32 protein-coding genes, 1 tRNA gene and 2 pseudogenes are annotated in these 22,933 nt (G+C 36.9%); 16 read left to right on the top strand and 19 right to left on the bottom strand.

Going from position 1 to position 22,933, the window contains the following annotated elements; translation table 11 throughout:
• Positions 1–39: 39 nt before the first annotated feature.
• Positions 40–124: transfer RNA gene (locus ANA_RS04295), tRNA-Leu, on the bottom strand.
• 317 nt (positions 125–441) lie between these two features.
• Here ANA_RS04295 and ndhL point away from each other — a divergent pair.
• The 4 genes and pseudogenes from ndhL to ANA_RS04275 all read left to right on the top strand — a co-directional run bounded on the left by ndhL (position 442) and on the right by ANA_RS04275 (position 2,766).
• Positions 442–652, top strand: a pseudogene (gene ndhL, locus ANA_RS24090) (NAD(P)H-quinone oxidoreductase subunit L).
• Between the two features lie 26 nt (positions 653–678).
• Complete coding sequence (locus ANA_RS04285) at positions 679–990, top strand: DUF3007 family protein (protein WP_015078835.1); 312 nt, start codon at positions 679–681, stop codon at positions 988–990.
• Between the two features lie 64 nt (positions 991–1,054).
• Complete coding sequence (trpA, locus tag ANA_RS04280) at positions 1,055–1,858, top strand: tryptophan synthase subunit alpha (RefSeq protein ID WP_015078834.1); 804 nt, start codon at positions 1,055–1,057, stop codon at positions 1,856–1,858.
• 239 nt (positions 1,859–2,097) lie between these two features.
• The gene (locus ANA_RS04275) at positions 2,098–2,766 is read left to right on the top strand and encodes a hypothetical protein (RefSeq protein ID WP_015078833.1); all 669 of its coding nucleotides are present in this window, start codon (positions 2,098–2,100) and stop codon (positions 2,764–2,766) included.
• 119 nt (positions 2,767–2,885) lie between these two features.
• On the opposite strand, the gene ANA_RS04270 is transcribed toward ANA_RS04275, so the two are convergent.
• The 8 genes from ANA_RS04270 to ANA_RS04245 all read right to left on the bottom strand — a co-directional run bounded on the left by ANA_RS04270 (position 2,886) and on the right by ANA_RS04245 (position 6,080).
• Entirely contained in the window at positions 2,886–3,089 is a 204-nt protein-coding gene (locus ANA_RS04270) for a hypothetical protein (protein ID WP_015078832.1), read from the bottom strand.
• Positions 3,090–3,126: 37 nt separating this feature from the next.
• A complete protein-coding gene (locus tag ANA_RS04265; protein WP_015078831.1) occupies positions 3,127–3,450 on the bottom strand; it encodes a helix-turn-helix domain-containing transcriptional regulator in 324 nt (107 codons plus the stop codon).
• Positions 3,419–3,766, bottom strand: a complete 348-nt coding sequence (locus ANA_RS04260; RefSeq protein WP_015078830.1) for a type II toxin-antitoxin system RelE/ParE family toxin — start codon at positions 3,764–3,766, stop codon at positions 3,419–3,421. Before ANA_RS04260 ends, ANA_RS04265 begins: the two co-directional genes overlap by 32 nt.
• A 98-nt stretch (positions 3,767–3,864) precedes the next feature.
• Positions 3,865–4,032, bottom strand: coding sequence for a hypothetical protein (locus tag ANA_RS26425; RefSeq protein WP_015078829.1), 168 nt, complete (start codon positions 4,030–4,032; stop codon positions 3,865–3,867).
• Between the two features lie 373 nt (positions 4,033–4,405).
• Positions 4,406–4,579 carry a hypothetical protein gene (locus tag ANA_RS26420; protein ID WP_015078827.1) on the bottom strand — a complete coding sequence of 58 codons (174 nt, stop codon included), beginning with the start codon at positions 4,577–4,579 and terminating at the stop codon, positions 4,406–4,408.
• A gap of 64 nt (positions 4,580–4,643) precedes the next feature.
• Positions 4,644–4,856 carry a type II toxin-antitoxin system HicB family antitoxin gene (locus ANA_RS04255; RefSeq protein ID WP_015078826.1) on the bottom strand — a complete coding sequence of 71 codons (213 nt, stop codon included), beginning with the start codon at positions 4,854–4,856 and terminating at the stop codon, positions 4,644–4,646.
• Positions 4,856–5,047: a type II toxin-antitoxin system HicA family toxin gene (locus ANA_RS04250; RefSeq protein WP_041458241.1), complete on the bottom strand. Its 192-nt coding sequence runs from the start codon at positions 5,045–5,047 to the stop codon at positions 4,856–4,858. The genes ANA_RS04255 and ANA_RS04250 overlap by 1 nt, the downstream gene beginning before the upstream one ends.
• A 64-nt stretch (positions 5,048–5,111) precedes the next feature.
• Entirely contained in the window at positions 5,112–6,080 is a 969-nt protein-coding gene (locus ANA_RS04245) for a lipase family protein (protein WP_015078824.1), read from the bottom strand.
• 96 nt (positions 6,081–6,176) lie between these two features.
• On the opposite strand from ANA_RS04245, the gene ANA_RS04240 reads away from it, so the two are divergent.
• Genes ANA_RS04240 through ANA_RS04225 form a run of 4 tightly spaced genes read left to right on the top strand, consistent with a single transcriptional unit; the run spans position 6,177 to position 7,372 of the window.
• Positions 6,177–6,389 (top strand): hypothetical protein, encoded by a 213-nt coding sequence (locus ANA_RS04240; protein WP_015078823.1) that lies wholly within the window; start codon positions 6,177–6,179, stop codon positions 6,387–6,389.
• A gap of 58 nt (positions 6,390–6,447) precedes the next feature.
• Complete coding sequence (locus ANA_RS04235) at positions 6,448–6,933, top strand: type II toxin-antitoxin system VapC family toxin (protein ID WP_041458240.1); 486 nt, start codon at positions 6,448–6,450, stop codon at positions 6,931–6,933.
• Positions 6,920–7,114: a hypothetical protein gene (locus tag ANA_RS04230; protein WP_015078821.1), complete on the top strand. Its 195-nt coding sequence runs from the start codon at positions 6,920–6,922 to the stop codon at positions 7,112–7,114. Before ANA_RS04235 ends, ANA_RS04230 begins: the two co-directional genes overlap by 14 nt.
• Before the next feature lie 54 nt (positions 7,115–7,168).
• Positions 7,169–7,372 (top strand): element excision factor XisI family protein, encoded by a 204-nt coding sequence (locus ANA_RS04225; RefSeq protein WP_015078820.1) that lies wholly within the window; start codon positions 7,169–7,171, stop codon positions 7,370–7,372.
• Positions 7,373–7,467: 95 nt separating this feature from the next.
• On the opposite strand, the gene ANA_RS23425 is transcribed toward ANA_RS04225, so the two are convergent.
• Complete coding sequence (locus ANA_RS23425) at positions 7,468–9,759, bottom strand: HEAT repeat domain-containing protein (RefSeq protein WP_015078819.1); 2,292 nt, start codon at positions 9,757–9,759, stop codon at positions 7,468–7,470.
• Between the two features lie 90 nt (positions 9,760–9,849).
• Here ANA_RS23425 and ANA_RS04215 point away from each other — a divergent pair, with 90 nt between their 5' ends.
• Both ANA_RS04215 and ANA_RS04210 read left to right on the top strand, forming a co-directional pair.
• Complete coding sequence (locus ANA_RS04215) at positions 9,850–10,338, top strand: hypothetical protein (protein ID WP_015078818.1); 489 nt, start codon at positions 9,850–9,852, stop codon at positions 10,336–10,338.
• A gap of 33 nt (positions 10,339–10,371) precedes the next feature.
• A complete protein-coding gene (locus ANA_RS04210; RefSeq protein ID WP_015078817.1) occupies positions 10,372–10,974 on the top strand; it encodes a Uma2 family endonuclease in 603 nt (200 codons plus the stop codon).
• A 162-nt stretch (positions 10,975–11,136) separates the two neighbouring features.
• Here the strand turns inward: ANA_RS04210 and ANA_RS04205 are convergent, their stop codons facing one another.
• Complete coding sequence (locus ANA_RS04205) at positions 11,137–12,975, bottom strand: protein kinase domain-containing protein (RefSeq protein WP_015078816.1); 1,839 nt, start codon at positions 12,973–12,975, stop codon at positions 11,137–11,139.
• 166 nt (positions 12,976–13,141) lie between these two features.
• Between ANA_RS04205 and ANA_RS04200 the strand changes: the two genes are divergently transcribed.
• Both ANA_RS04200 and ANA_RS04195 read left to right on the top strand, forming a co-directional pair.
• Positions 13,142–13,636: a hypothetical protein gene (locus ANA_RS04200; protein ID WP_015078815.1), complete on the top strand. Its 495-nt coding sequence runs from the start codon at positions 13,142–13,144 to the stop codon at positions 13,634–13,636.
• A 244-nt stretch (positions 13,637–13,880) separates the two neighbouring features.
• A complete protein-coding gene (locus tag ANA_RS04195) occupies positions 13,881–15,449 on the top strand; it encodes a metallophosphoesterase family protein (RefSeq protein WP_015078814.1) in 1,569 nt (522 codons plus the stop codon).
• Positions 15,450–15,522: 73 nt separating this feature from the next.
• Here the strand turns inward: ANA_RS04195 and ANA_RS04190 are convergent, their stop codons facing one another.
• The 6 genes from ANA_RS04190 to ANA_RS04165 all read right to left on the bottom strand — a co-directional run bounded on the left by ANA_RS04190 (position 15,523) and on the right by ANA_RS04165 (position 18,805).
• A complete protein-coding gene (locus tag ANA_RS04190) occupies positions 15,523–15,801 on the bottom strand; it encodes a hypothetical protein (protein ID WP_015078813.1) in 279 nt (92 codons plus the stop codon).
• A gap of 8 nt (positions 15,802–15,809) precedes the next feature.
• Entirely contained in the window at positions 15,810–16,256 is a 447-nt protein-coding gene (locus tag ANA_RS04185) for a VOC family protein (protein WP_015078812.1), read from the bottom strand.
• 53 nt (positions 16,257–16,309) lie between these two features.
• Positions 16,310–16,903, bottom strand: a complete 594-nt coding sequence (locus ANA_RS04180) for a Uma2 family endonuclease (protein WP_015078811.1) — start codon at positions 16,901–16,903, stop codon at positions 16,310–16,312.
• A 312-nt stretch (positions 16,904–17,215) separates the two neighbouring features.
• Positions 17,216–18,235: an aldo/keto reductase gene (locus tag ANA_RS04175; RefSeq protein WP_015078810.1), complete on the bottom strand. Its 1,020-nt coding sequence runs from the start codon at positions 18,233–18,235 to the stop codon at positions 17,216–17,218.
• 13 nt (positions 18,236–18,248) lie between these two features.
• Positions 18,249–18,584, bottom strand: a complete 336-nt coding sequence (gene petJ, locus ANA_RS04170; protein ID WP_015078809.1) for a cytochrome c6 PetJ — start codon at positions 18,582–18,584, stop codon at positions 18,249–18,251.
• Positions 18,581–18,805 (bottom strand): hypothetical protein, encoded by a 225-nt coding sequence (locus tag ANA_RS04165; protein ID WP_015078808.1) that lies wholly within the window; start codon positions 18,803–18,805, stop codon positions 18,581–18,583. Before ANA_RS04165 ends, petJ begins: the two co-directional genes overlap by 4 nt.
• Positions 18,806–19,014: 209 nt before the next feature.
• Between ANA_RS04165 and ANA_RS04160 the strand changes: the two genes are divergently transcribed.
• On the top strand, positions 19,015–19,791 hold the full coding sequence (locus ANA_RS04160) for a hypothetical protein (RefSeq protein ID WP_041458236.1): 777 nt from the start codon (positions 19,015–19,017) through the stop codon (positions 19,789–19,791).
• Between the two features lie 65 nt (positions 19,792–19,856).
• On the opposite strand, the gene ANA_RS04155 is transcribed toward ANA_RS04160, so the two are convergent.
• Both ANA_RS04155 and ANA_RS04150 read right to left on the bottom strand, forming a co-directional pair.
• Positions 19,857–20,048, bottom strand: a complete 192-nt coding sequence (locus ANA_RS04155; protein WP_015078806.1) for a YqaE/Pmp3 family membrane protein — start codon at positions 20,046–20,048, stop codon at positions 19,857–19,859.
• Between the two features lie 31 nt (positions 20,049–20,079).
• Positions 20,080–20,448, bottom strand: a complete 369-nt coding sequence (locus tag ANA_RS04150) for a phage holin family protein (RefSeq protein WP_015078805.1) — start codon at positions 20,446–20,448, stop codon at positions 20,080–20,082.
• Between the two features lie 586 nt (positions 20,449–21,034).
• Between ANA_RS04150 and ANA_RS26415 the strand changes: the two genes are divergently transcribed.
• The 3 genes and pseudogenes from ANA_RS26415 to ANA_RS04140 all read left to right on the top strand — a co-directional run.
• Entirely contained in the window at positions 21,035–21,202 is a 168-nt protein-coding gene (locus ANA_RS26415; RefSeq protein ID WP_015078804.1) for a hypothetical protein, read from the top strand.
• Positions 21,203–21,409: 207 nt separating this feature from the next.
• Positions 21,410–22,261: a UvrD-helicase domain-containing protein gene (locus ANA_RS04145; RefSeq protein ID WP_015078803.1), complete on the top strand. Its 852-nt coding sequence runs from the start codon at positions 21,410–21,412 to the stop codon at positions 22,259–22,261.
• Positions 22,200–22,499: pseudogene (locus ANA_RS04140) on the top strand (Rpn family recombination-promoting nuclease/putative transposase); the annotation flags it as partial. The gene ANA_RS04145 and the pseudogene ANA_RS04140, both read left to right, overlap by 62 nt.
• Positions 22,500–22,933: the final 434 nt, after the last annotated feature.

The following is a 22,933-nucleotide window of genomic DNA, read 5'->3' as shown; positions in this document are numbered from 1 at the left end:
AAATCAAAAGACTTGGTGCATTTTCGATTAATTTTTAGATGGGAGCGGGGGGGCTCGAACCCCCACGACCGTTTAAGGTCAACGGATTTTAAGTCCGTAGCGTCTACCATTCCGCCACGCTCCCGTAAGGTTATTTACTGTTTTTGAGGCAGTATTCACCCGCTTGTCTGTTATACCACTAATTGCTTTTTTTTGGCAAGTAGATTTTAAAATTTTATTTGCTAACGCTAATATTTGACATTTAGCACTGAAACAAAATTTTAAGTTAGCCATTTAGCTCACGCTTGATGACTGGAAAACACTATATCACAAGTTTCGATTTTTGGGCAATTTATTTTTGGGGGATGGAAAATAACAGAATTACCGATTTCCTCAAACCAGCCATTGGGCATATCATGGGAAGTGAATGCACCAAATATAGTTCAAATTGCGGTAAGGAATATGGTTGTAGCACTACTGTATCTGAGTTTGGCTGGCGCTTATTTGCTGGTAATCCCCATTGCTGTCTTTTTCTACTTGAGTTTAAGATGGTATACCTGTGGTTCTGTGGAACGGGTGTTTATGTACTTTTTAGTGTTCTTTTTCTTTCCAGGGGTTGCTAGTTCTCTCCCCGTTTGTGAATTTGAACCCCCGTCCGCGAAAAATTGCTTAAATTAAGATTGGTAGGTCATAATTCTCATGCGACGTATTGACGCGATTGGTATTGGCTTCGGCGTTTTTGTCGCCGGTGGCTTGGCTTATGTGGGTTTGCAAGTAGTAGGTTTAGATAGTCAGAATGCTGGTATCTGGAGTCAAGTTTTCTTGATTGCTGGCTTAATTGGCTGGTTATGCACCTATCTTTTCCGCGCGATGGGGAATAAAATGACCTACCATCAACAACGGGAAGCTTATGAAACGGCTTTTTTGCAAAAGCGTCTGGATGAACTTTCTCCGGAAGAATTAGCTAAACTGCAAGCGAAGATTGAAGAGGAAAAAGAATCTCAGGTTTAGGGTTATTATTGTTCAGTGGTTTGTTGACAAATGACCACTGACCACTAACTACTGACTAGGTGAAATGACTGCTATTTCTCGTTGCTTTGAAAATTTGAGACGGAATCAAGAGTGCGCGTTGATTCCCTTTATTACGGCTGGTGATCCAGATTTAGAAACTACTGCTAAGGCTTTGCAGGTTCTCGATAATTCTGGGGCTGATATTATTGAGTTGGGTGTCCCCTATTCTGATCCTTTGGCTGATGGTCCGGTGATTCAGGCTGCGGCTACTCGCGCTTTGGCACGGGGGACCACTTTAGAGCAGGTGTTAGAGATGCTCAAGGGGATTAGTCCGAGTTTGCGATCGCCAATTATTTTATTTACCTATTACAATCCGATTTTATATCGAGGTGTTGATAAGTTCTTGGGGCAAATTAAAGATGCTGGGGTAGCAGGTTTAGTTGTGCCTGATTTGCCTTTGGAAGAGTCAGCAGGACTCATTAAACCAGCGGCGGAGATGGGAATAGATTTAACCTTATTGGTAGCTCCTACGAGTTCTCCTGAAAGAATAGAAGCGATCGCTCGCGCTTCCCAGGGATTTATTTATTTGGTCAGTGTTACTGGTGTCACGGGAATACGAACCCAAATGCAAACGCGAGTTGGTGATTTACTCCAACAAATTCGCAATGTTACAGATAAACCCATCGGTGTCGGGTTTGGGATTTCTGATCCTGAACAGGCGCGACAAGTGAAAGCATGGGGCGCAGATGCAGCAATTGTGGGTAGTGCCATTGTGAAACGACTGGCAGAAGGTACACCAGAGCAGGGATTAGATGCGATCGCTCAATTTTGCCAAAGTCTCAAGATAGCTATCAAAAATCCCTCTTAAACCCAAGGGAGAAATTGCCAAACAGTGTATTTTTTTGTTATTTTTTAGTGGACAATTTGACTATGATCGTCTTAAATAATAACAGCATATCTTAGGATAGACAAAAAAACTAACTAATACACTGGTTTATCTTGACCCTTAACTTAAATATACTATCAAAGTAGGCAAAAAATTATGCGTGTGAGAGTGTGTCAGTCACAACTGAGTTACTGTTCTGTAGTATTTGAGGGGTAACAGCAATGAGCGAAAGTATGGCATTTATTGGCGGAGTCGCGGTGGCTGGGTTAGCGGCTTTAGTCTTGCTGAAAGGAACAAATACCCCAATCCCATCGAATTTTGGTGTTAGCCCCCAAATGCCAGGGACAGTTATGGCTCCCCAGGTAATGCAGTATCCTCCCAATTACGGGCAACCTGCCTATTTTAATCAACCCACAACTACTCAACCCCCAACTGCTCCTAATTCTGATCAGCGTCTAGAAATGGAAAAGCTGAAAATGAATATGCAGCTAGAGAAGTTGAAAGCTGACAATGAACAACTCAAGTTACAAAACCAACAATTCCAGGTACAAGCTCAAAGCTTTACTCAACGGGAGTGGCAATTAGCACAACAAGCTAATCAACAAAAAATGGCGACATCATTACAACAACCTGAACAAAATAATTGGTGGTCTTCACCCATGCTTTGGGCTGTGGGTGGTGCGACATTGACCATTGGTGGGGGTGTTGTGGTGGCTGGTGTTCTTTCTTTGTTTGCACCAAAACAGCGGGGTACTCGGACCGTCCAGGTGATTCATCCCTACAATGGACAAGCACCATCTTTAAATCCTGTCCGTCGGGCTGAGTTTTTACCTTCCTCGCGGATGGAATCTAGAAGGGTAGAAACGGCAGAATACGACGAAATGCAATAAGTTGTTGGGCTGAATAGTTGGGACATTGAGACGGCAAAAAACCAAAAATCAGAATGCAATTAGTGGGGTTAAGTATTAAACTCCACTTTTTGGTATTTCTGAGGGTAAAACAAACTGCATTAAAATCTTCGACCTTGAGCTATATCTTGTTTACCTCTTTCAAAAGATGCGATAAAACCAGGAATATCAAGTAGTTCTTGGGTAGCTAATTCGCTTTCTTTATCTGCTAGATAAGCTAAAAATTCGGCAACTATTTTTAAATTATCTGGAGATAGCTTTTCTAAGTTGTAGTTTATTTCTTGACGCAGTTGTGAGGTGTTCATAATGTTAATTATGGTTTTTTACTATTTTATAACAGATTTATTCTTTAGGTACTAAAGCAATACGATAACCCAAAGCATCTAAAAATTCAATTAAGGTGTAAATTTCATTTCCGGCATTTTCTGATAATAATTGATCAAGTTTTTCATAACGTTCTTTGGCTATTTCTGAGAGATTATTAGCCAATATTCTCGCCTCAATAATATCTTTTAAACCAGCCCTAAGTAATTCTGGTTCACGTCCTTCTTCATCTAATTCTAAAAAAACTGCTAGATAAGCTGTAGCGTGTTCTTCATTTTGAAGAGAGGAAATGAGATAATCATGGTAACTGCTAGTTAGTGGTATTTTTACTTCTGTTGTCATAATCTCTCCAGTATTGTTTAGCTGTTAATATATCTTGTTCTTGGGTACTTTTATCTCCACCACAAAGAATTATTACTATTTTTGACCCAATTTGTCCAAAATAGATCCGGTAGCCTGGTCCATAGTCAATTTTTAGTTCACAGACTCCTTCTCCAACTGTGCGGTAGTTTCCTAAATTACCTAACCTAACTCGTTCGAGTCTTTTTTCTATTTTAACTATAGCTTGCATATCTTTGAGATCATCAAGCCATTCTGCAAATAGGTTTTTTCCATCTGGTGTGATATAGTTTTGTACTTCTCTTGGTTGTGCTTCCACTTTTGGTTTGTTAATACTGCATAAATTAGTTTACTGGAAATTGTTTTTTCTGTGTAGAGAGTGGAAGGTAAAGTAATTTGCTAATTAACTGCATCAATTCATACATTATCTTTTTCTGCATCATGCAAATTAGAAATATAAGCTGGAAGTTTACCAAAATTAATTCTTTCTACATATTTAATGGCGCGATGTTCCTCTAATGAGGTTTGAATTAAAGTATTTATTAACAACCGAAATTTATTAACATCTGCTTGAGATAATTTCATGAAGCTAGTGGTCTGTCAAGCTAAAAATTGTGAGATTGAGGGAAAATAGAGAGGCTATTAACTGTAAACCTCATCCATAAATAGAAATTTGATAGACCACTAGTTATAGTTATAGATACCCATTACTGTCAATTTAACGTAAAACCGATATTCCAACTGGGAATGAATTCCCAGTCTCATAGCAAAAGTCATCTAAAGATGACTAAATAACCAAAAAATTTTTAACTTTTTGAGTTTACTTTAGTAACCTTTAGCTATTAGCCTGTAACTTCAGTTACAGGCGGGTTAAGAAGCAAATCAGATAAGCTATCTGTTATAAATATAATAGTTGCTAATCCAATGATCTGGTTAGCAGAAGCTACCAATGATATAGCTAATGGTACAGAAATTCAATTGCTTTTCTATGTTTAATTGTGGTAGTTTCTGTATTATCTAATGGTTGGACAACTACCAATACTTCTACAGATTTATCTTTAAAATCTGTATGGGTTTGAATTTGCAATATACCATCTGTACCGATATGCGCCAGCAATTTCATTGTTTCCATTTTTTACCACCATTCTTAGGGACAGGTTGCCAATTTCCGTATTTATTCATATCTATATTACTACTTAAATTAAAACTTCAACTTCCTGAGCGATACTTGTAGGTTGAGGAATTGGTAAACCTAACTCTATTAAACCTTCTATATGAAATTCTATGGATTCTACAATCATTTGTTGAACTTCTGCTAATGTTTCAGCCACGGCTATACAACCGGGTAAGTCGGGAACATAAGCACCATAACTGGTATTTCCTTTTTCAATTACTACTGTATAACGCATTATTCGTCCTCCAATTGAGCTTGTCTCCAAATACTTTTTAGTGTACCAATGGGTACGTCAATATTAGGTTTACCGGAAACTGTAACTGTACCAAGTTTATGAGGATGTTGAAACTGACGATGACTTCCTCTAGTTCTTGCTAAATACCAACCATCAGCTTCTAGTCGCTGAATCACTATTCTTACTTTCATATTAACATCTATTGTACAGGTGAAATTTCTGTTATGGATTTTCTCATCTTTCATCATCTCTATTTTAATCTTCATCATCATGCAAACTAGAAATATAAGGTGGAAGTTTACCAAAACTAATTCTTTCTACATATTTAATGGCACGATGTTCTTCCAATGAGGTTTGAATCAAGGTATTTATTAACAAGCGAAATTTATTAATATCTGCTTGAGACGGTGATTTTAATTGTGTAGCTAGTAAACTGGAAATTTGCAATATCAATTGAAGATTAGGTAAGTTAGTTTCGGTTTGTTCAATGATTTCATACTTTTTATTAAGACAATATTCATTACCTATATGAGAATAATCAGCCAGTGTTTTTAATAGTTCTGGTTTCCAATTAATAATTACTTGTTTGATTCCTGGGATTTTATTTAATAAAACAGTGATGATTTTCGGTAAATCAGGAATGAAATCACCGATATTTCTAAATCTATAGATGGGAGTATCCAAAATTAATTCGATTGTACTAACTGGTGGTGCGCCAAATGTATAGGTTTCTAATGTATAAGGTGCAATAGGTTTTAATTCAGTTTCACTAATTCGTTTAGTAATTAATGTAGCCGCAGCACCGCCTAAACTATGTCCGGTTACGAAAATATTTTTATTGGCGTTTTCTTGTCTTTGGATAAAGTCTTGTAATTGTTGCCAAAAACTTTTAACATAAAGATTAAAACCGGAGTGAATTGCTTCTGAATTGGGGAATGCTAGTAAGTTAAAGAAGTAATCATCTAATCTTTCTGTACCTCTAATAGCAATGACAATATCATTTTCTGTGGATAGGAGTAAACCACAACAAACTAATTCATCCGTATCACTTAAAGGACGTGGTGCTGAGATAAATTCTATGGTTTGATATGGTGGGAAAAATGATGGAGAACCTGTTTTCAGGATATCGCTAACTATATCATTTCCTTGTTTATAGGCGACGTAAGCGAGTTGAGAAATACAAGCCATTTCTAGGGTGCGTTGTCTGTCGGTGGATGTTTTCATGTTGGTTAAAGAAGTAAATGTTTGATTTTATTTGTGCAAAATAGATATGGTAGCTCAATCTATTGTATAATCAACTATGTAGCTCGCTGATAAAATATGCAAGATACCCTAACCATTGCCATTACTCCAGAACTTAAAGCAGCACTTTTAGAAATTACCCAAACTGAAGGTATATCTGCTGATAGTTTAGTCGGTAAAGCTATTGAGGACTACATCTTTACCCACAAATTCCGCGCATTGCGTTCTGACTTGATGCAAAAGAATGAAACAGTTTACACAGATGAGGAAATTTTTGAGCTAATTTCATGAAGCTAGTTATAGATACTAATAATTAATGATAATTTTTGTAAAACAATGTTCTAAAAATATGAATAAACAATATAGAATATATTTAGATGTTTGTTGTCTTAATCGTCCTTTTGACGACCAAACTCAATGGCGAATTAGGCTAGAAACTGAAGCAATTTTAGAAATTATCAATCATTGTCTATCTGGAAAATGGCAATTAGTCAGTAGCACAGCTTTAGAATTAGAAATCGCCAGAACTCCAGATATAAGCAGAAGAGAACAAGTACAAAAAGTCTTAACAATAGCTCATGATAAGATTTTAGTCACAGAAGAAATTACTCGACGAGCGATAGAATTAACAACCTTTAATATTAAAAATTTTGATGCTTTTCATCTGGCTTGTGCTGAAAATAACGCTGATATTTTCTTGACCACTGATAGTCGTCTATTGTCAAAATCATTAAGCTATAAGGATAATATAAATATAATAGTTGCTAATCCAATGATCTGGTTGGCAGAAGCTACTAATAATATTGTACAAGGAGGAGAAAATGACCCCAATTGAACTATATAGAAAAGGATTTAAAGCTCTTGTAGATGCTTTAGGATATGTTGACGCTATCAGATTTATTCGTCAATTTGATAATGGTAGTGGAGACTATACAGAAGAACGTCATCAATGGTTGGATAATGTAACAATGGATGAAATACTAGCCAATATTAAGAAACATCAAGAAACTATCTAGGGAAAAGAGATCAATAGGTTTTAATTTTTGATTCTTTAACCCAGGAGATGTTTTATGGAAAGAATAAATTACTCGCAAATTATTCAAGATATTTTAAGCAATCATTCTACCAATGATATTGCAAATGGTACAGAAATTCAATTGCTTTTTGATACGCAACGTCATCATTATCAAGTATTAAATATTGGTTGGAAACAACAAATTAGAACCTATGGAGTACGGAAATTGGTATTGATCCTAAAAAGAACGATATTGTAGGGGTTTAGCAATGCTAAACCCCTACGAGAAATATGGGTTTTAGGACTATACATATTTAAAGTTTCCTGTCAATGCGTAACTCCTATAATTGATAATTAAGCAGTTGGTTTTCGCCGAACTTGCGATAATTTAACCCAGAGAAATGGGAAGAAGATAATGCAAATTAATCCTCCTGTTGCTAAAGGATTTTTTGCCAGCCATGCTAATATTTTATCTAGTAAGCGTGATTCTCTGGTTTTTTTCAGATTATTAAGAGAGCGATTTATAGAGGCTATTTGAGAATCTAATTTTAATTTTTTATCCTGAGTACCTTTTAAAGCTGGGAGAGCTTTTTCTAAATCTGATATGACTTGATCTAAATCTGCAATAGGCATGGTGGCAGATTTGTTTTCATAGTTTTCACCTATTACCTTCAGAGCAGCAGCAGCCTCTTTACGAGCGTATTCAGTGTATTTATCCTGATCCTTGAATGGTTCTATCAAAGGAGGAATAAGCCCTTTTATTTCCCCTCCCATATTCACCAGGGCAGCGGCAGCATTGAAGCGAACCTTGCTATCATTATCTTTCAAAGCTCCTATTAATGCAGGAACAGCCGTTTTCGCTTCTGCTCCTATCTTTCCCAAGGCTTCAGCAGCGTCGGAGCGAACCCAGGCATGGTTATCTTTCAAAGCTCCTATTAATGCAGGAACGGCCGCTTTTGCTTCCTCTCCTATACTTCCCAAAGCACCAGCAGCGTCGGAGCGAATATTTTCATATTTGTCCTTTAATGCTTCTATTAAGATAGGAACAGCCGCTTTTGCTTTCTCTCCTATTGCCGATAGGGCAATAGCAGCCCATTTGCGAACTTCTGCATCGTTGTCCTGCAATGCTTCTATCAAGCTAGGAACAGCCGCTTTCGCTTTCCCTCTCATTTGCCCTAATGCAGCAGCAGCAGTTGAGCGAACGTCTTTATCATTATCTTTCAACGCTTCTATCAAGGCGGGAACAATGACTTTGGATTCTCCTTCAATTCCAATAATCGTCAGGACATGAACAGCATTACGACGAACCTCTTTATTCTTGTTATTCAAAGCTTCAATTAAGGCAGGAACAGCATTAACTTCCTTTTTGATACTCACTAGGGCATAAATAGTGTTGGAGCTAACAGATGGATCATTATCTTTCAACGCTTCTATTAAGGCGGGGAAGGCAGCTTTGCCTTCTCCTCTCATTTTCCCTAATGCCGCAGCAGCAGTTGAGCGAACGTCTTTATCATTATCTTTCAATGCTTCAATTAAGGCAGGAACAACAACTTTGGCTTCCTTTTTTATTGTACCCAGAACATCAGCAGCAACACGACGAACGTCTTTATCATTATCCTTCAAAGCTTTAATTAAGACAGGAACAATAGGTTTAACGTCCCCTTTGATATCACCCAGAGCAGCAAGAGCGTAGATACGAACGTATTTATCATTGTTCTTCAAAGCTTCTATCAAAGCAGGAACAACATTAACTTGAATTTCCCCTTTTATGTTCCTTAGAGCATCAAGAACTTTGATGCGAAATCCTGCATTGTTGTCTTTCAAAGCTTCTATTAATGTAGGAACAGCCGTTTTCGCTTCTGCTCCTATCTTCCCCAAGGCATCAGCAGCTTGAAAGCGAATCCAGACATCGTTATCTTTCAAAGCTTCTATTAATGTAGGAACAACAACTTTGGCTTCCCCTCCTATCGCCAGCAAGGCAGCAGCAGCAGTTGAGCGAACGTCTTTATCATTATCTTTCAAAGCTCCTATTAATGCAGGAACAGCCGTTTTCGCTTCTACTCCCATCCTTCCCAAAGCTTCAGCAGCGCCGGAGCGAACCGTGCTATAATTATCCTTCAAAGCTCCTATCAAAGTAGGAACAGCAGTTTTTGCTTCTGGTCCTATGCTTCCCAATGCTTTAGCAGCACCTCTGCGAACCCAGGCATCATTGTCTCTCAAAGCTGTGATTAAAGCAGGGATAGCAGTTTTCGCTTCCACTCCTATATTCCCTAAAGCTTTAGCAGCACCGGAGCGAACCGTGCTATCATTATCCTTTAAAGCTTCAATTAAAGCAGGAACAGCCGTTTTTGCTTCTGCTCCTATATTCCCTAAAGCATAAGCAGCACCAATACGAAGGGTTGAATTGTTGTCTTTTAAAGCTACAATCAGTGCAGGTATAGCTTCTGCTCCTATTTTTTTAAGTTCACCAGCAGCATAGTAACGAATATTTCCATCATTGAACCTTAACTGTTGGATATAGGTAGATATTTCTGCTTCTCTGCTGGTTTGCGCCAATGCTTTATTCGTCGGTACTACAGACAACCATAAGCAAGAGAAAGAAACTGCACTTACAGCTAATAATCTTTTCAACTTTCTCTTGCTCATTAGTTTGCCTCACTGTAGTAATTTTTCAGTTAGATGCTTTTTTGTAGCCTACCCGCTTTACATGGGAATTTATACAGTGTAACATAGAATTTGAGTAAAATTGCTGGCAAATTTGAGATTAATCAATGTGAATCTCACGACGAACTAGATTTTCTCTTTCCTGAACTTACCCGCATTCATAATCATGATTTAGTAATCATCGAATCATGGCAAAATCATGTAGATTGGGTAAAATCTCTACCTCCAGCAGAATTAAAACTTTTAAATAGTGCTGATTTTCATAATTCAGAAACTCCCCAAACTATAACTAATCCAGAAATACCACCAGAACAAATCAGCTATGAAAATATAGCCGAAAAATCTCACTTTTATTCATTACGTGATCAATTATTATTTATGTTTGCGCCTGAATTACGCCGGGAATATGAAAATTATGTGAGTCAACAAGCAGCAAATTCTGGATATAGAACATTAGTTACATCTAATTTACAACTAGCATCAGATTTAACTGTTGCAAATCTTTTTCACTACTTTAATATTAGAGATGAATCACAAGAAGAAGAGTCAAAAGTTAGTTAGAATAAACCCAACATCACAAGACAATCTAAAATTATGACCTATACCCCAGTAAAACCACTCACCTTTGAGCAATTTTTAATTGAATATGGGGACAATACCCGCTATGAACTAATTGACGGAGAACTCAGAGATATGGAACCAACAGGACCCCATGAAGAAGTTGCTGGAAATATTGCCGGGAGAATTTATACAGAGATTATTCATAATAAATTAAACTGGTTGATTCCCAAAAATTGCTTAATTAAACCCTTCGCTGGGTCAGCTACAGCACTCCGTCCAGATGTAATTGTCTTAGATAAAGCAAAACTTAATCAAGAACCACTTTGGCAAAAAGAACCAATAATTTGTAATGGTAATACCATTAAATTAGTTGCTGAAGTTGTCAGTACAAATTGGCAAGATGATTATGCCAGAAAAATAGAAGAATATGCTTTTTTAGAAATACCAGAATATTGGATTGTAGACTTTCGGGCATTAGGTGGAATCCAATTTATTGGTAATCCTAAACAACCGACATTAACAATTTGTCAATTAATTAATGGAGTCTATCAACAAGAAAAATATCGTTTAGGAGATAGGATAATTTCTCCTCTATTTCCAGATTTAAAACTTAAATTAGATGACATCATGCCATAAAATTGTAGCTTGTATTTGTAGGTTGGGTAGAAGAAAGTGTTCGCGGAGCGTGGCGAAGCCATAACCCAACAAACCCCAATACAAAAATGAAAATAAAATGTTGGGTTTCGTTCCTCAACCCAACCTACATAATAATAAAGACCACTATGGAAAACGGCATATTTAAACCCCACTTTTTGGTGTTGCTGTGGGAGTTGGTTTTTCCTGGGGTAATACTTGTTTAGCGGCATTTTCAGCAGCTTGTTTAAACATTGGTTCTAACTTATCACGCCAATATTTAATATTCGGTAGCTTTTCAGGATGATCTCGATAAGCTAAAACTTCATCCCATTTACCATTATCAATAGCCTTATTAATATCCTTCGCTAAAGCCTCAGCTTTTGCCCAATCATTCTGCCATTGATTAACAGTATCAACTGTGTCTTTAATTCCAGAAATAGCATTTCCTGAAGTTGATTTTAGCAAAGAAATTGCTCCTTGTAAATCTCCTGATTCAAATTTTTCTCTAGCTTTTGCCACCGTTTTAGATTTATCTTCAGTAGCGGTCGGAGTTGGTTTGGGTGCAGAAGTTTCCACAGCAGGTTTTTGTGAAACTTGAGGAACAGGAAGGGATGCAATTAAAGAACTATCATCTACAATTTGAATAGCTAAACCTTTGTCACGTCGGCAAGAAATCCATGTTTCATTATTAGAAATAATATCAGAATGCGCCCAAGCCAAGCGTCCAGATGAAAGTTTAATTTCTACCCAGCCGCGATTTGTGCGCTTACCAGTCACCTCAAATTTACTAGCTGCACCCAAGGTCTTCAAAATATTATCAGAATTAATCGCACTAGGTTCAGAACGAATATTAGAATTAGCCGCAACTACAGCCAGACAATTATTTATTAATTTGGTCTTTTCTCCTGTCCAATTACCAGTTAAATTCTGTAAATTGGGATATATATTTGTAAATAAAGCCGCTACACCACCTACTAATAATATGCCAATTAATAAAGGTAAAGGATCAGGTTTATTAGATTCTTGAGGAATATATTGTTGTTGAGGGGCAGGTTGAGAAGGAACACGATTAGCGGGAGAAACCGCCATTGTTTTCTGTATAAATCTGGAAGCTAGGGGTGGTGGAGATTGATAAATAATTTGAGGAGATAGGGACGGTTGGGATAATTCTGGGGTGATATTCACCAAGTCTCGACAAGCTTGTAAGGCTTCCGTTGCTGTTTGATAGCGTTCTTTGAAATGATAACGCACCATCTTCGTTAAAATTGCGACTAACTCAGGATTAACAGGAATTAAATGCTGCCAGTTAATTTCCCCTGTATCTGGATCTTCTTGTAATTGACTAACTGGGACTCCCGTTAATGCTTGAATAGCAATAATCCCCAAAGCGTAAATATCGCTATTAGGTCTAGGCTTACCTTGTCCCTGTTCTGTAGGCATATAGCCAGGCGTGCCAATAGCTACCGTAGCCGTTTGTTGTCCGCCCACCACAACCAAAGGGGAGCGTAGTTGTTTAACTGCGCCAAAGTCTACTAAAACTAATTTATAATCAGCCTCACGGCGAATAATATTATCTGGCTTAATATCGCGGTGAATCACACCTTCTTGGTGAACAAACTCTAAAATACTCAAAATTTCCAACAGCATTTGCATAACTTGGACTTCACTCCAAGGCTGTCCGGGAATGAGTTCTTCACTCAGAGTGTGGCCGTCAATAAATTCTTGGACTAAAAAGAATTCTTGATTTTCGTCAAAATAAGCTAAAAGCCTGGGTATTTGGTCATTGTTGCTCAGTTTCTCTAAAGTTTCTGCTTCGCTATTAAACAGGCGTTTAGCAGTAACAAAGATGTTAGGGTCAGAATTAGCTGGTTTCAGGTGTTTAACCACGCAGATGGGGTTGCCTGGCCGTCTGGTATCTTGGGCAATATAGGTTTGACCAAATCCCCCTGTCGCCAAGACGCGAATGACTTGGTAGCGATGATCTAGTAATTTGCCTATCATAATTTCCCTCCCCAGCTTTACAGCTTAAATTTTCCCGCTAGTAGTAAATATCTCCAAATTTCTCTTTCTGAAATCAGGTATCTTGAGAAAAGATTTAAATTAAAAGTATAGTTTTTTCATCGAACCAAATTGTTAATTTTACTATCAGTATCCATATTTACTAGCTATGCCACCTAAGATAACTAATTCTACCTCATGGCAACAAGCTGAAATCTTGATGCAACCTGCTTTTATTCGCGTGATTGATAATCTTCGCAAGCAGTTGGATATATCTGACTGGAAAGGGACTTACCAGGATGTGTTGACTTGGCCTGCTAACACTACTGATGAAACTAAAGCCTTGGTAACTCAGTTGGTGCAAGAAATGGAAACCGCAACACCAATACAAGTAGAAGAAATTAGAAAAACTCTGGCTAGTTTGCCTATGCCCCATCCGGGATATAACTTGCTTTTACAACGTCACGGGGAACAAGTCAATATAGATTTATGGGATTTGTGTTATCAAGTATGTTTTCTGAATTATAGTCCAGAGAATACAGCGGTTGATATTGATACTAGCTTAATTGATGAATATGGCGATGTGGATTGGCAATATTTAGAAAATAAAACTCAGATATTGGTGGAACAGGTTTTCGCTAGTTTACCAATATTAGGCGATTAAAAATCGCAGCTACACAAACAAAGTCCGCCTACGCGGACTAACAGGACTCACGCAAAATATCTCTCAAACCCTCATTTCTCCGTGACCTCTGTGCCTCTGTGGTTCGTTATTCTTGTACCGTAAATAAGTCCTAACTAATTTAACCTTAAATCCTGGACATCTTGATAGCGTAGCGTGGCGTATGACTCCTACGTCGTCACGCAAGCTATAGCCATTTCTGACAAAATACTGATTAATATTTCCTATGAGATTGATTTCTGAACCACCAATTGCGGTCAAAATTCAAAAGATGAAACAACGGGTGCGGTGGCAGCATTCGAGTATTCTACAGCAGGGCATTGACCAAACCTGTATAGTGATAGATGATGGCAACTCAGACAGTCCAGAGTTTTCGTTTATGGTGATGGGTGATACTGGGACTAAATCCCATTCTGGACACCATCCCCAACGAGAAGTTGCCAAAATGATGTTAAATCATGGTGATGATTGCCGGTTTGTGCTGCACACTGGTGATGTGATTTATATGGTGGGTTCTCGTGAATATTACCCAGCCAATTTTATTGAACCTTATCGGGAATTTTTGGTGGGCGGTAATCAACCCCAAGATATCACTTATGATCAAATGGTATTTCAGTTGCCAATTTTACCAGTATTGGGTAATCATGATTACTATGATGTGCCTTTATTGTATCGGTTGCTGACTGGTCCAACTTTGCCTTTGCGGCGAATGTTTCGTTATAAAAATATTGAAATTGGTTGGCATGGATCAAATCAAGGTGATGCTTATGCTAGAGCATTTTTAGATTATTTGGCGGAAGTTTCTCCAGCGGAGTTAGAACAGCATTTAAAACAGCATTACACCGCTAAAACTGGTATGGGTCGGTGTTTGCGTTATCAACCGGGAAGTTTTACGCGTTTACCTAATCGCTATTATAATTTTTGTTACGGTGGGATTGACTTTTTTGCCTTAGATTCTAATACTTTCAATACTCCAGATCCTTTACCTCATAACCAAGCTGGGGATAATTTTCGTCGGGAACTAGAAACCCGTCGTCAGGAAATTGATCAAGAAGAATTACGGATGTTGACGGAGTTTGACAAGCTGAATCCCGAAAAACCTGATCAAGCGGAATTATTGGCGGAACTTGGTGCTAAATTAGACCAAATAAATGAAGTGAAAATTGATATTGAAAAGCAATTGGCATCTCACACCAATACTAATGTTGATTTTGAACAATTGGCGTGGTTAAGAGATAGATTAATTGCATCTTGGCATAATTCCGCAGTCAGGGGACGGGTAATATTTTTACACCATCCACCTTATGTTACAGAAGGAAGTAAATGGAATCAAGGACAGACTTTAGCTGTCCGTCATCGTTTACGGGAGGTTTTCGATGAGGTGGCGAAAAATTTAGGTAATCTCACGCAGGAACACCCGGTAGTAGATATAGTATTTAGCGGACACGCCCATTGTTTAGAACATTTACGGACAGTTAATACAGGACACGCAGACTCTCATACTAATTATATTATTTCTGGTGGTAGTGGTCGCGGTCCTCGTCGTCAACGCCAAGAAGGAGGAGAATTAATGGAAACCTTTACCAGCAATAATGATCTTTCCATTCGCAAGGTTGCAGATTCGCTGTTGTATGTGGGACGGAGTGGTAGCGGTTTTGAGAGTAAAAAACCTTATTCTTGTGTGCGGGTGGATGTGTTGGAGGGTTTTCCGGCTAAGTTTATGATCACACCTTTAGTTACAGAGTTAGTTGAGGGTAAATGGTGCGAACGTCAATTAAAACCTTTGATAATTTAATCTTTGTATTTGTAGTGATATCCTATGTAAAAAACCGCAGATTAATTCATTCCTGCGGTTATTAACGAAAACTCTAGGCTTGAGGAATCAAATTGGTGGTTTTATTCACATTATCCCAAACTATCCAATTGATATCATTGGCTAAATTATCAGCTTGATTGGTAACTTTAAAATAGAACTTGTCGCCATTTTTAAACTGCACAGCAAAATCAGCATTTTGGGCAAAAACAACTATAAAACCCCTATCCCGTAAGCAATACATTGCCCAATTTTTTAAAGATTGTTTCTGGGGTTCGTGGGGAATTGGTGGATTAGCAATTACGTCTGCAATGACTTTTAAAATTTTTTCCATTTTTGGATTTAATCAGGATCACAACGAATTTCTATCATAAACCCATCGGGGTCATAAAAGTACACTCCTCTACCAGTAGGACGGGTAACGGGTCCATAAGCAATAACTAAATTATTTTCTGTAATTACTGCTAATGCTTGATCAAATAATTCTGGATCAATATCAAAGGCTAAATGATATGCTCTGGTAAAGGACTTACTGGGATCTGGATTTGGTGGTAATAATTCTGGTTCTCCAAATAAGTCGATAATTGTGCCGTCGGGAGTGATGAAATTAGCGACTTTACCAGCATTGACAAGTTCTATTAATGTGGCGGGTATTTCTTCTCCTGTGAGTTCGTGTAAGCCTAAAATCTGACCGTAAAAATGGCGAGAGGCTGCCATATTTTGGACGTTAAAGGCGATATGATGAACTTTGCGAAGGTAGCCAGTGGGAATACTTGTTTGAGAAATCATATTTTTTATAACGAACCACTTCAGACACAGAGAACACAGAGATAAGAACAAGTCTATGGATTTAAAATTATCTGTAAATCGAGTATAAAGCCAGGTAAAATATCTTCACCAGAAAGTTTTGGTGGGTTGTCAAAATCAAAGTTTAAAACTTCTACATCTTTTCCGTAACAATAAATTTCTACTGAGGGTGTTTGCGGATCAATTAACCAACCTAAAAGCGCCCCATTATTTTGATATTCTCGCATTTTAGTGCGTAATTTTTCTAAACTATCAGTTTCCGAGCGCAATTCAATCACAAAATCAGGACAAAGGGGGGGAAACCGTCTTTTTTCTTCTTTACTTAAAGCCTCCCAACGTGCTAGTTTTACCCAAGCTGCATCAGGACAGCGATAAGCACCACTAGGTAATTTAAACTCTGTAGAAGAATCAAATACTTTACCTAATTTAGTTTGACGATTCCAAATACTTAAATCTGTAGTTATATCTGAGTTCCTAATTCCGCTTTCTCCACCTGTGGGGGGCATAATAATTAATTCTCCGGTTTGGGTAAGTTCTAATTGCCAAGGTTCGTTAGCAATGCAAAGTTGATAAAACTGCTCATCTGTTAAATTTACTGCGGGAGGTATGTTTAAGGTGAGGGTTTCCATAGATTTTGCTTAAAGAGGCTAGTTTTATTATCAGATAAAATTCATGAAAATTCAGAAAAATTTAGGTTAGGCGATCGCTAAAATTGACCCCAATGATATAGTACAATACCGATCCAATACTGCTCGGTTAGGCCTCGAAACGAAACCCAACGAAATCCTTGGTAATGTTGGGTTTCGCTGTCGCTCAACCCAACCTACATTTCCTTAACTATTTCTTCCTTTGCGTCTTTGCTTCTTTGCGTCTTTGCGCGAAACTTCAATAAAAATCATTGTAAAAATGGTGGGTTAAGCTGTAATTAACCCACCCTAAAACTACCTCCTATATTCATCCCCACAATCACCAATTAACTGATACAAATCCCGTGACTGTTGAGAAACTGCATCTATTTTCCCTATATCCTCAGCATCTAAATTAAAACCAAACACCTTAGCATTATCTGACAAATGTTCCACAATTCCTAATCTAGCACCGACAATTACACCCCCGACTGCTGGCTGATTTAAAATGTAATTTACAGCCACATTAGCAATACTAACTTGATGTTTATCAGCGATTTGTTTCAGAGTATATAGTAACTCTTGAAATAATCTCCAACCACCCCAATTAGCAATCATTTGTTTGTATTTTCTCAAGCTAGTGGTGTTGATTTCTGAGCTTTTTGGTTCTGGGTTACTCAAATATTTTTCTGATAATAAACCACCGCAAACACTACCATAGGCAAATATTTTGATATTATGATCTTGACAGAATTTAACCATATTTACTTGTGGTCTTCTGTCAACTAAGGAAAACTGGACTTGATTAGAAACAATCCTGATTCCTGCTTCGGTGATAATTTGCAAATGTTCCGTATCAAAATTAGTTAAAGCTAAATGTTTGATCTTACCCTCATCTTGCAATTCTGCCATATATTTGAGAGCATCTAAATAATTAGAGTCTCCATATTCCCACCAATGGAACTGCATTAAATCTAATGATTTAACATCCATTCTTCTCAAAGAAATATCAATATTGTCCTCGACCAGTTTTTTTGTCATCTTCCCCGCACGAGGAACCCATTTTGTAAAAGCTTGAATATTATTTACAGCTTCTTCTCCACGAGTCGCAATTAATTGACGACGAAATTCACCAATAAAATCTTCTGCTGGTCCATAATGATCTGCTAAATCCCAGGTTGTAAAACCAGCATCTACATATTGAAACATGGACTCAATAGCAGTTATGGGGTTAATGCGTCCATGTCCTCCCGAAACTTGCCACATTCCATTTAAAATTCGGCAAATTTTCAAGTCGGGGGTAAATTGTAAATAGCTTTCTTGAGGTAACATCATATTTTTTATCTTGTTATTTCCAGTCTTTTTCTGCTTGTTCCAAAACATAAGCTGCAACTTGTTGAATTTCCTCAGTCGTCAATCTTTTTTTATAAGCTGACATATTATTCTTACCATTAGTGACAATGGCTGTAATCGCTTCTAAAGAATCCATACCATATTTTTTAAGTGCATTCTTTTTTAAGTTTTTACCGCGTCTAATGATATTTTCTCCATGAATATGACAACCAGCACAGTGGAAACTAAAAATTTCCGCACCATTTCCTGTATCTAAAGCATTAGCAGGTAAGGTAAAATTGATAGTCCACAAACAAAATGTGCATAATATCAATATTATTACTTTTTTCATAAAGCTTCAAAATCAGAGATGAAGCCGACAAATTTTGTACATTCTTCTTGAAAAGATTCTGCTTCGCTAACATCTTCAATTTTATAAGACATGATGCGTTTTCCATCTGGCATTTTTTTAGAACCAATCAATTCAGCTTGGTAATTTACTACCATTTTCTTAAATTCAACACCGTACACTTTCCAAGCTTCACCATCACAAGTGATATTTACCCGCCACATAATTAGAATCTAGTTATTGATCAATATTGATTATTTCATAAATTGGCAACATTTAACTAAAAAAATCAAAAATTCAGGGATATTGTGATTAATGTACTTTAAACTACCTGGAGATAGATATGATTTTATATCTTTAGAGGGTGTTAATAGTAAAAATATTTCACCATACTGAATGTAAGTGTTGTATGAGATTTGCATTTAATATGACCATGAATAAAAACGTTAAAGAACAAATTCAATTAGATTTACGCCAAGCTCAAGAAACAGGACAATTAAAATCTGAACGGATTCGGGAAATTGTGAAATCTGCTGTTTCTCAAGTAGGTTCTGAATTTCAAGAAGGTTCTCATGAATTGCGTAATTTAGTTAATGATGCTGTTTCTACCGTCGTTGATAATTTGCAAGAAAAAGGTAGTGAATTTAGAGAAGGAGTTGTAGCTTCAATTGAAGGCGCTATGGAAGCTATAAGTCTGAAAAAACACTCAGATATTGTCAAAACCCAAACTGAAATTAAGCAGCTACAAGCTCAATTAGATCGGGAAGAAGAAGAACTACAAGCAGAAATTGAAGGAATTTTAACCAAGATAGTCGAAACGAGTCAAGATAAATCAGCAGATACAAAAATTGCGATTGATTCAGCAATTGATTCTATCAAAGATAGTGAAGAAATCGGATTATTAAAGAAACGCTATGCACAATTACAAGCACAATCAGCAATTGTCAGAGCAAATTTATCTGCACGTTATAGTGGAAGTGATCAAGAGGTACAGGATTATTTAAATGAAGCAAAACAATGGTGTGATAAATCCCATCCCAAAGCCGAATCTATCACAGCACAAGTAAAAGAAAGTTACTCAGCTCTAGAAAAAAAATTGACAGACGCAGGTGCAGTTATAGCAAAGAAAGAACGTCAATTAAAACAAACTTTACGCGAGTTACTTTTAGCAACGGCTGATTTATTCAAAGATAAAGATATTCGTGCTTAAAGACTAACTATCCTTTAGATCCCCGACTTCTTAGAGAAGTCGGGGATCTTGTTATTGTTACATACTTAATAAGTACCTTCCTCTCTATTCATATTTTCTTCATGCTTGACAATTACCCAAACTGCATGAATGCTACCAGGAAGCCAACCAAGCAAAGTCAGCAAAATGTTAATTAACAAAGTTGGACCGAATCCAACTGTGAGAAAAACTCCCAAGGGGGGTAAAAATAACCCGATAAGTATCCGTAATAAGTTCATGGATATTTCCTAGTTTTTAAATTGGGTTTACCTATTGATTATCTTGTAATTCAAAACCTTTTTCTGCGAAGTATTTACTGAGAAAGGTATTAGCTAAAGAAAGAACTACAGGACCGAGAATAAAAGCGATTAATCCTTGAACTTGAAAACCTGGAACTAAAACTGATGCTAACCAAAAGCAAATTCCGTTAACAATGAGGGAAAAACCCCCCAATGTCAGATATGTCAAAGGTAAAGACAAGATATTAATAGTTGGTTTAATTCCACTATTAATTAAACCAATCACAACCGCAGCAATTAAAGCTGCGGGGAAATTAGCAATATCTACACCAGGAACAACTAAATCAACAATCAGCAAACTTAAAGCTGTAGCGAGTGCGATGAAAAAATATGACAACATTTTTTACCTCAGTAACAGCAATATCAGTGCTAATTACTATTTTCAAAGATAGACTAATATTTCACATCTTTTCTTAGATATAATCTTGATCTATCTTAGGTTAGATTAAATAATAAATTTTCAGTAAGATACCCGACTTCTCTAAGAAATTATTGTATAACAAAAAATCTAATATTAAGTAGTGCAAGCATCTTGCTCGCATCCCTTATCCAAATTTAAAACACAACAGCTTAATGTTTTTCTACTAAAAATACTCTTGTAGAACTGGGTAAAGACAAGGCTTCTTGAATTAATTCTTTAACTGATAGTATAATTATTGATATTCTCTGTAAATCGCATTAAGAATAGGCACAAACAAAGACTTTATTCACAAACTATTTTATCATTGTTTCTGTGGAAATGTCAGATTGACGATGACTGTGTTTCTACATTATCCCATTGTAACTAAATTGCATCGTGTATTTCTCTAGTGCAACTGTTTTATTTCAAACACCTTCCATCAATCAGGAAAAATTTTGCCAAAAAGTTGACTTAGACTTAATGAGTGTGTAACATGGATTGATATGTATATTTAATAGGTGAGTATATGTCTGGTGCATTGCAAGAAGCAATAAATACTCTTGATAGTTTAACGAAGGAAGAAGGTTCTCTTTATGAACGATTAATGGTTGCGTCTAAGAGTATAGAGCGTTTAGGCGATGATTTAAATAATCCAAGAATCAGAGAATCTACTCCAGAAGATATAAGAGAATAATTTGAAAAAGTTGCACAACTTTTAAACAAGTTAGATCCAGCGACCGATCAGGATACACTTGAAGAAATAGTTGATGAGATAATACTTTTATATAATCTTTCCAAGAAACAACAAAATTAATTAACTGAAAAATCTAATTTTAAATGTCACAGGTAATATTCAACGCTATTTTTTAGCAATAGAGCTTATTTTGATTTAGGGTCGCTTATGGATAGCAGTTCACAGATTGATACTGTTCAAAAGTTTGCAGAGGTTATTGGTGATCATGATGACCTCTGGAATCTTCTGGTTGGAAGAGAAGTTAGTCGCTTTGACAACAAACTTGAATATGAACATTCCAGAAAAGATATACAAGGTGTAACATTTTACCAACAAGGAAAAGTTATTGAAATAAAATATTTGAGAACGTCTAAATTCTTACTAAGAGTAGATTATGGTTCTGGCTTTATTTTTAAATATAGCAAAAAACAATTTATTCGAAAATTCAATCAGATTGTACCTTCTATAATATGGGATGAAGTTCTAAAACTTACACCTGGAGTAAGGTGGGAAGAAACCAAGATAGGTAAAAAATTATCTCTACTACAAAACATAAAAGACGAATTTGAAAATAACTTTCTTAATGCCGACAACTTTTATCAACTTCATTGTACTGAATACGTATCATCGGAAGAGTACCGATCCGAAAAATCGAAGTACATACAAAATTGGATAAAAACAAAACCAGATTTAAAATTCTCTCCTGATCCTCAACAAGCAGAAGCAATTGGTACTCTTGCAAATCATGTACAAGTAATAGCTAGAGCAGGAAGTGGTAAAACATCAACATTAGTCAACCGAGCAATATTTTTACAGAAACATTGTGGTATTGCACCAGGAGAAATGTTACTTTTAGCCTTCAATCGCGACGCAGCAAACCAAATGGGAAAGAAAATGCGAGAAGGTCTAAGTTTACCTTTACAATCACAAAATTCTGTTCCCCATGCAATGACTTTCCAAGCAACAAGTATTACAAATCATCGAGACAATTTTAATTTACAAGTTTCCAAGAATGAATAGGGAGGAAATAGAAGCTATGTTTGGATTAAGTGAGTTAAAACAAACCCGATTTTATCAAGAAGCAAAAGAAGAGGGAAAGGAAGAAGGAATAGAAGTAGGTGAACGCAAAGCCAAATTAGACGCAGTTCCTGGATTGATAGGATTGGGTTTAACTGGAGAACAAATCGCACAAGTTTTAAACTTAAGTTTGGCAGAAATTAGCGAGATTATTCAACAACAGAATACAAAGGACAGGTAAACATTTGGTGATTTGTGATCAAATCTCTGATTTTCATCCTTTAATCCTGCATATCCTGTATCCCTTAGAGGATGTTTTAAAAGTGGTATTCCGTAATTTTCATCATATTGCTACCCCCTTTACAAGGGGAAAGGGGGGAAACAATAAAAATCCAGTTCCCTGCCCTTTACAAGGGGAGGGTTAGGGAGGGGTAAAAAATATTTGATACATCAACCATAACTTTTCAAACACCCTCTTACGGGAGGTGTTAGCCACTTCTGACAATTTACCTAACTATACTGCAAACGGTTCATAGTTTAACCAAATATGAAACCCCTCTGGTAAACCTCTCCAGTATTAAATGTTATTCCTTTTCCCTCTCCTATAGGGAGAGGTGCGGGGAGAGGCTTTAAACCTTGTTCTTTGTATGATAAAAAAGTCCAGCTTCTAGCCGT

This window comes from Anabaena sp. 90, from assembly GCF_000312705.1.
Classification (GTDB): domain Bacteria; phylum Cyanobacteriota; class Cyanobacteriia; order Cyanobacteriales; family Nostocaceae; genus Dolichospermum; species Dolichospermum lemmermannii.
Note: the sequence above shows the minus strand (reverse complement) of the source record. Positions and strands in the feature narration are given on the sequence as shown.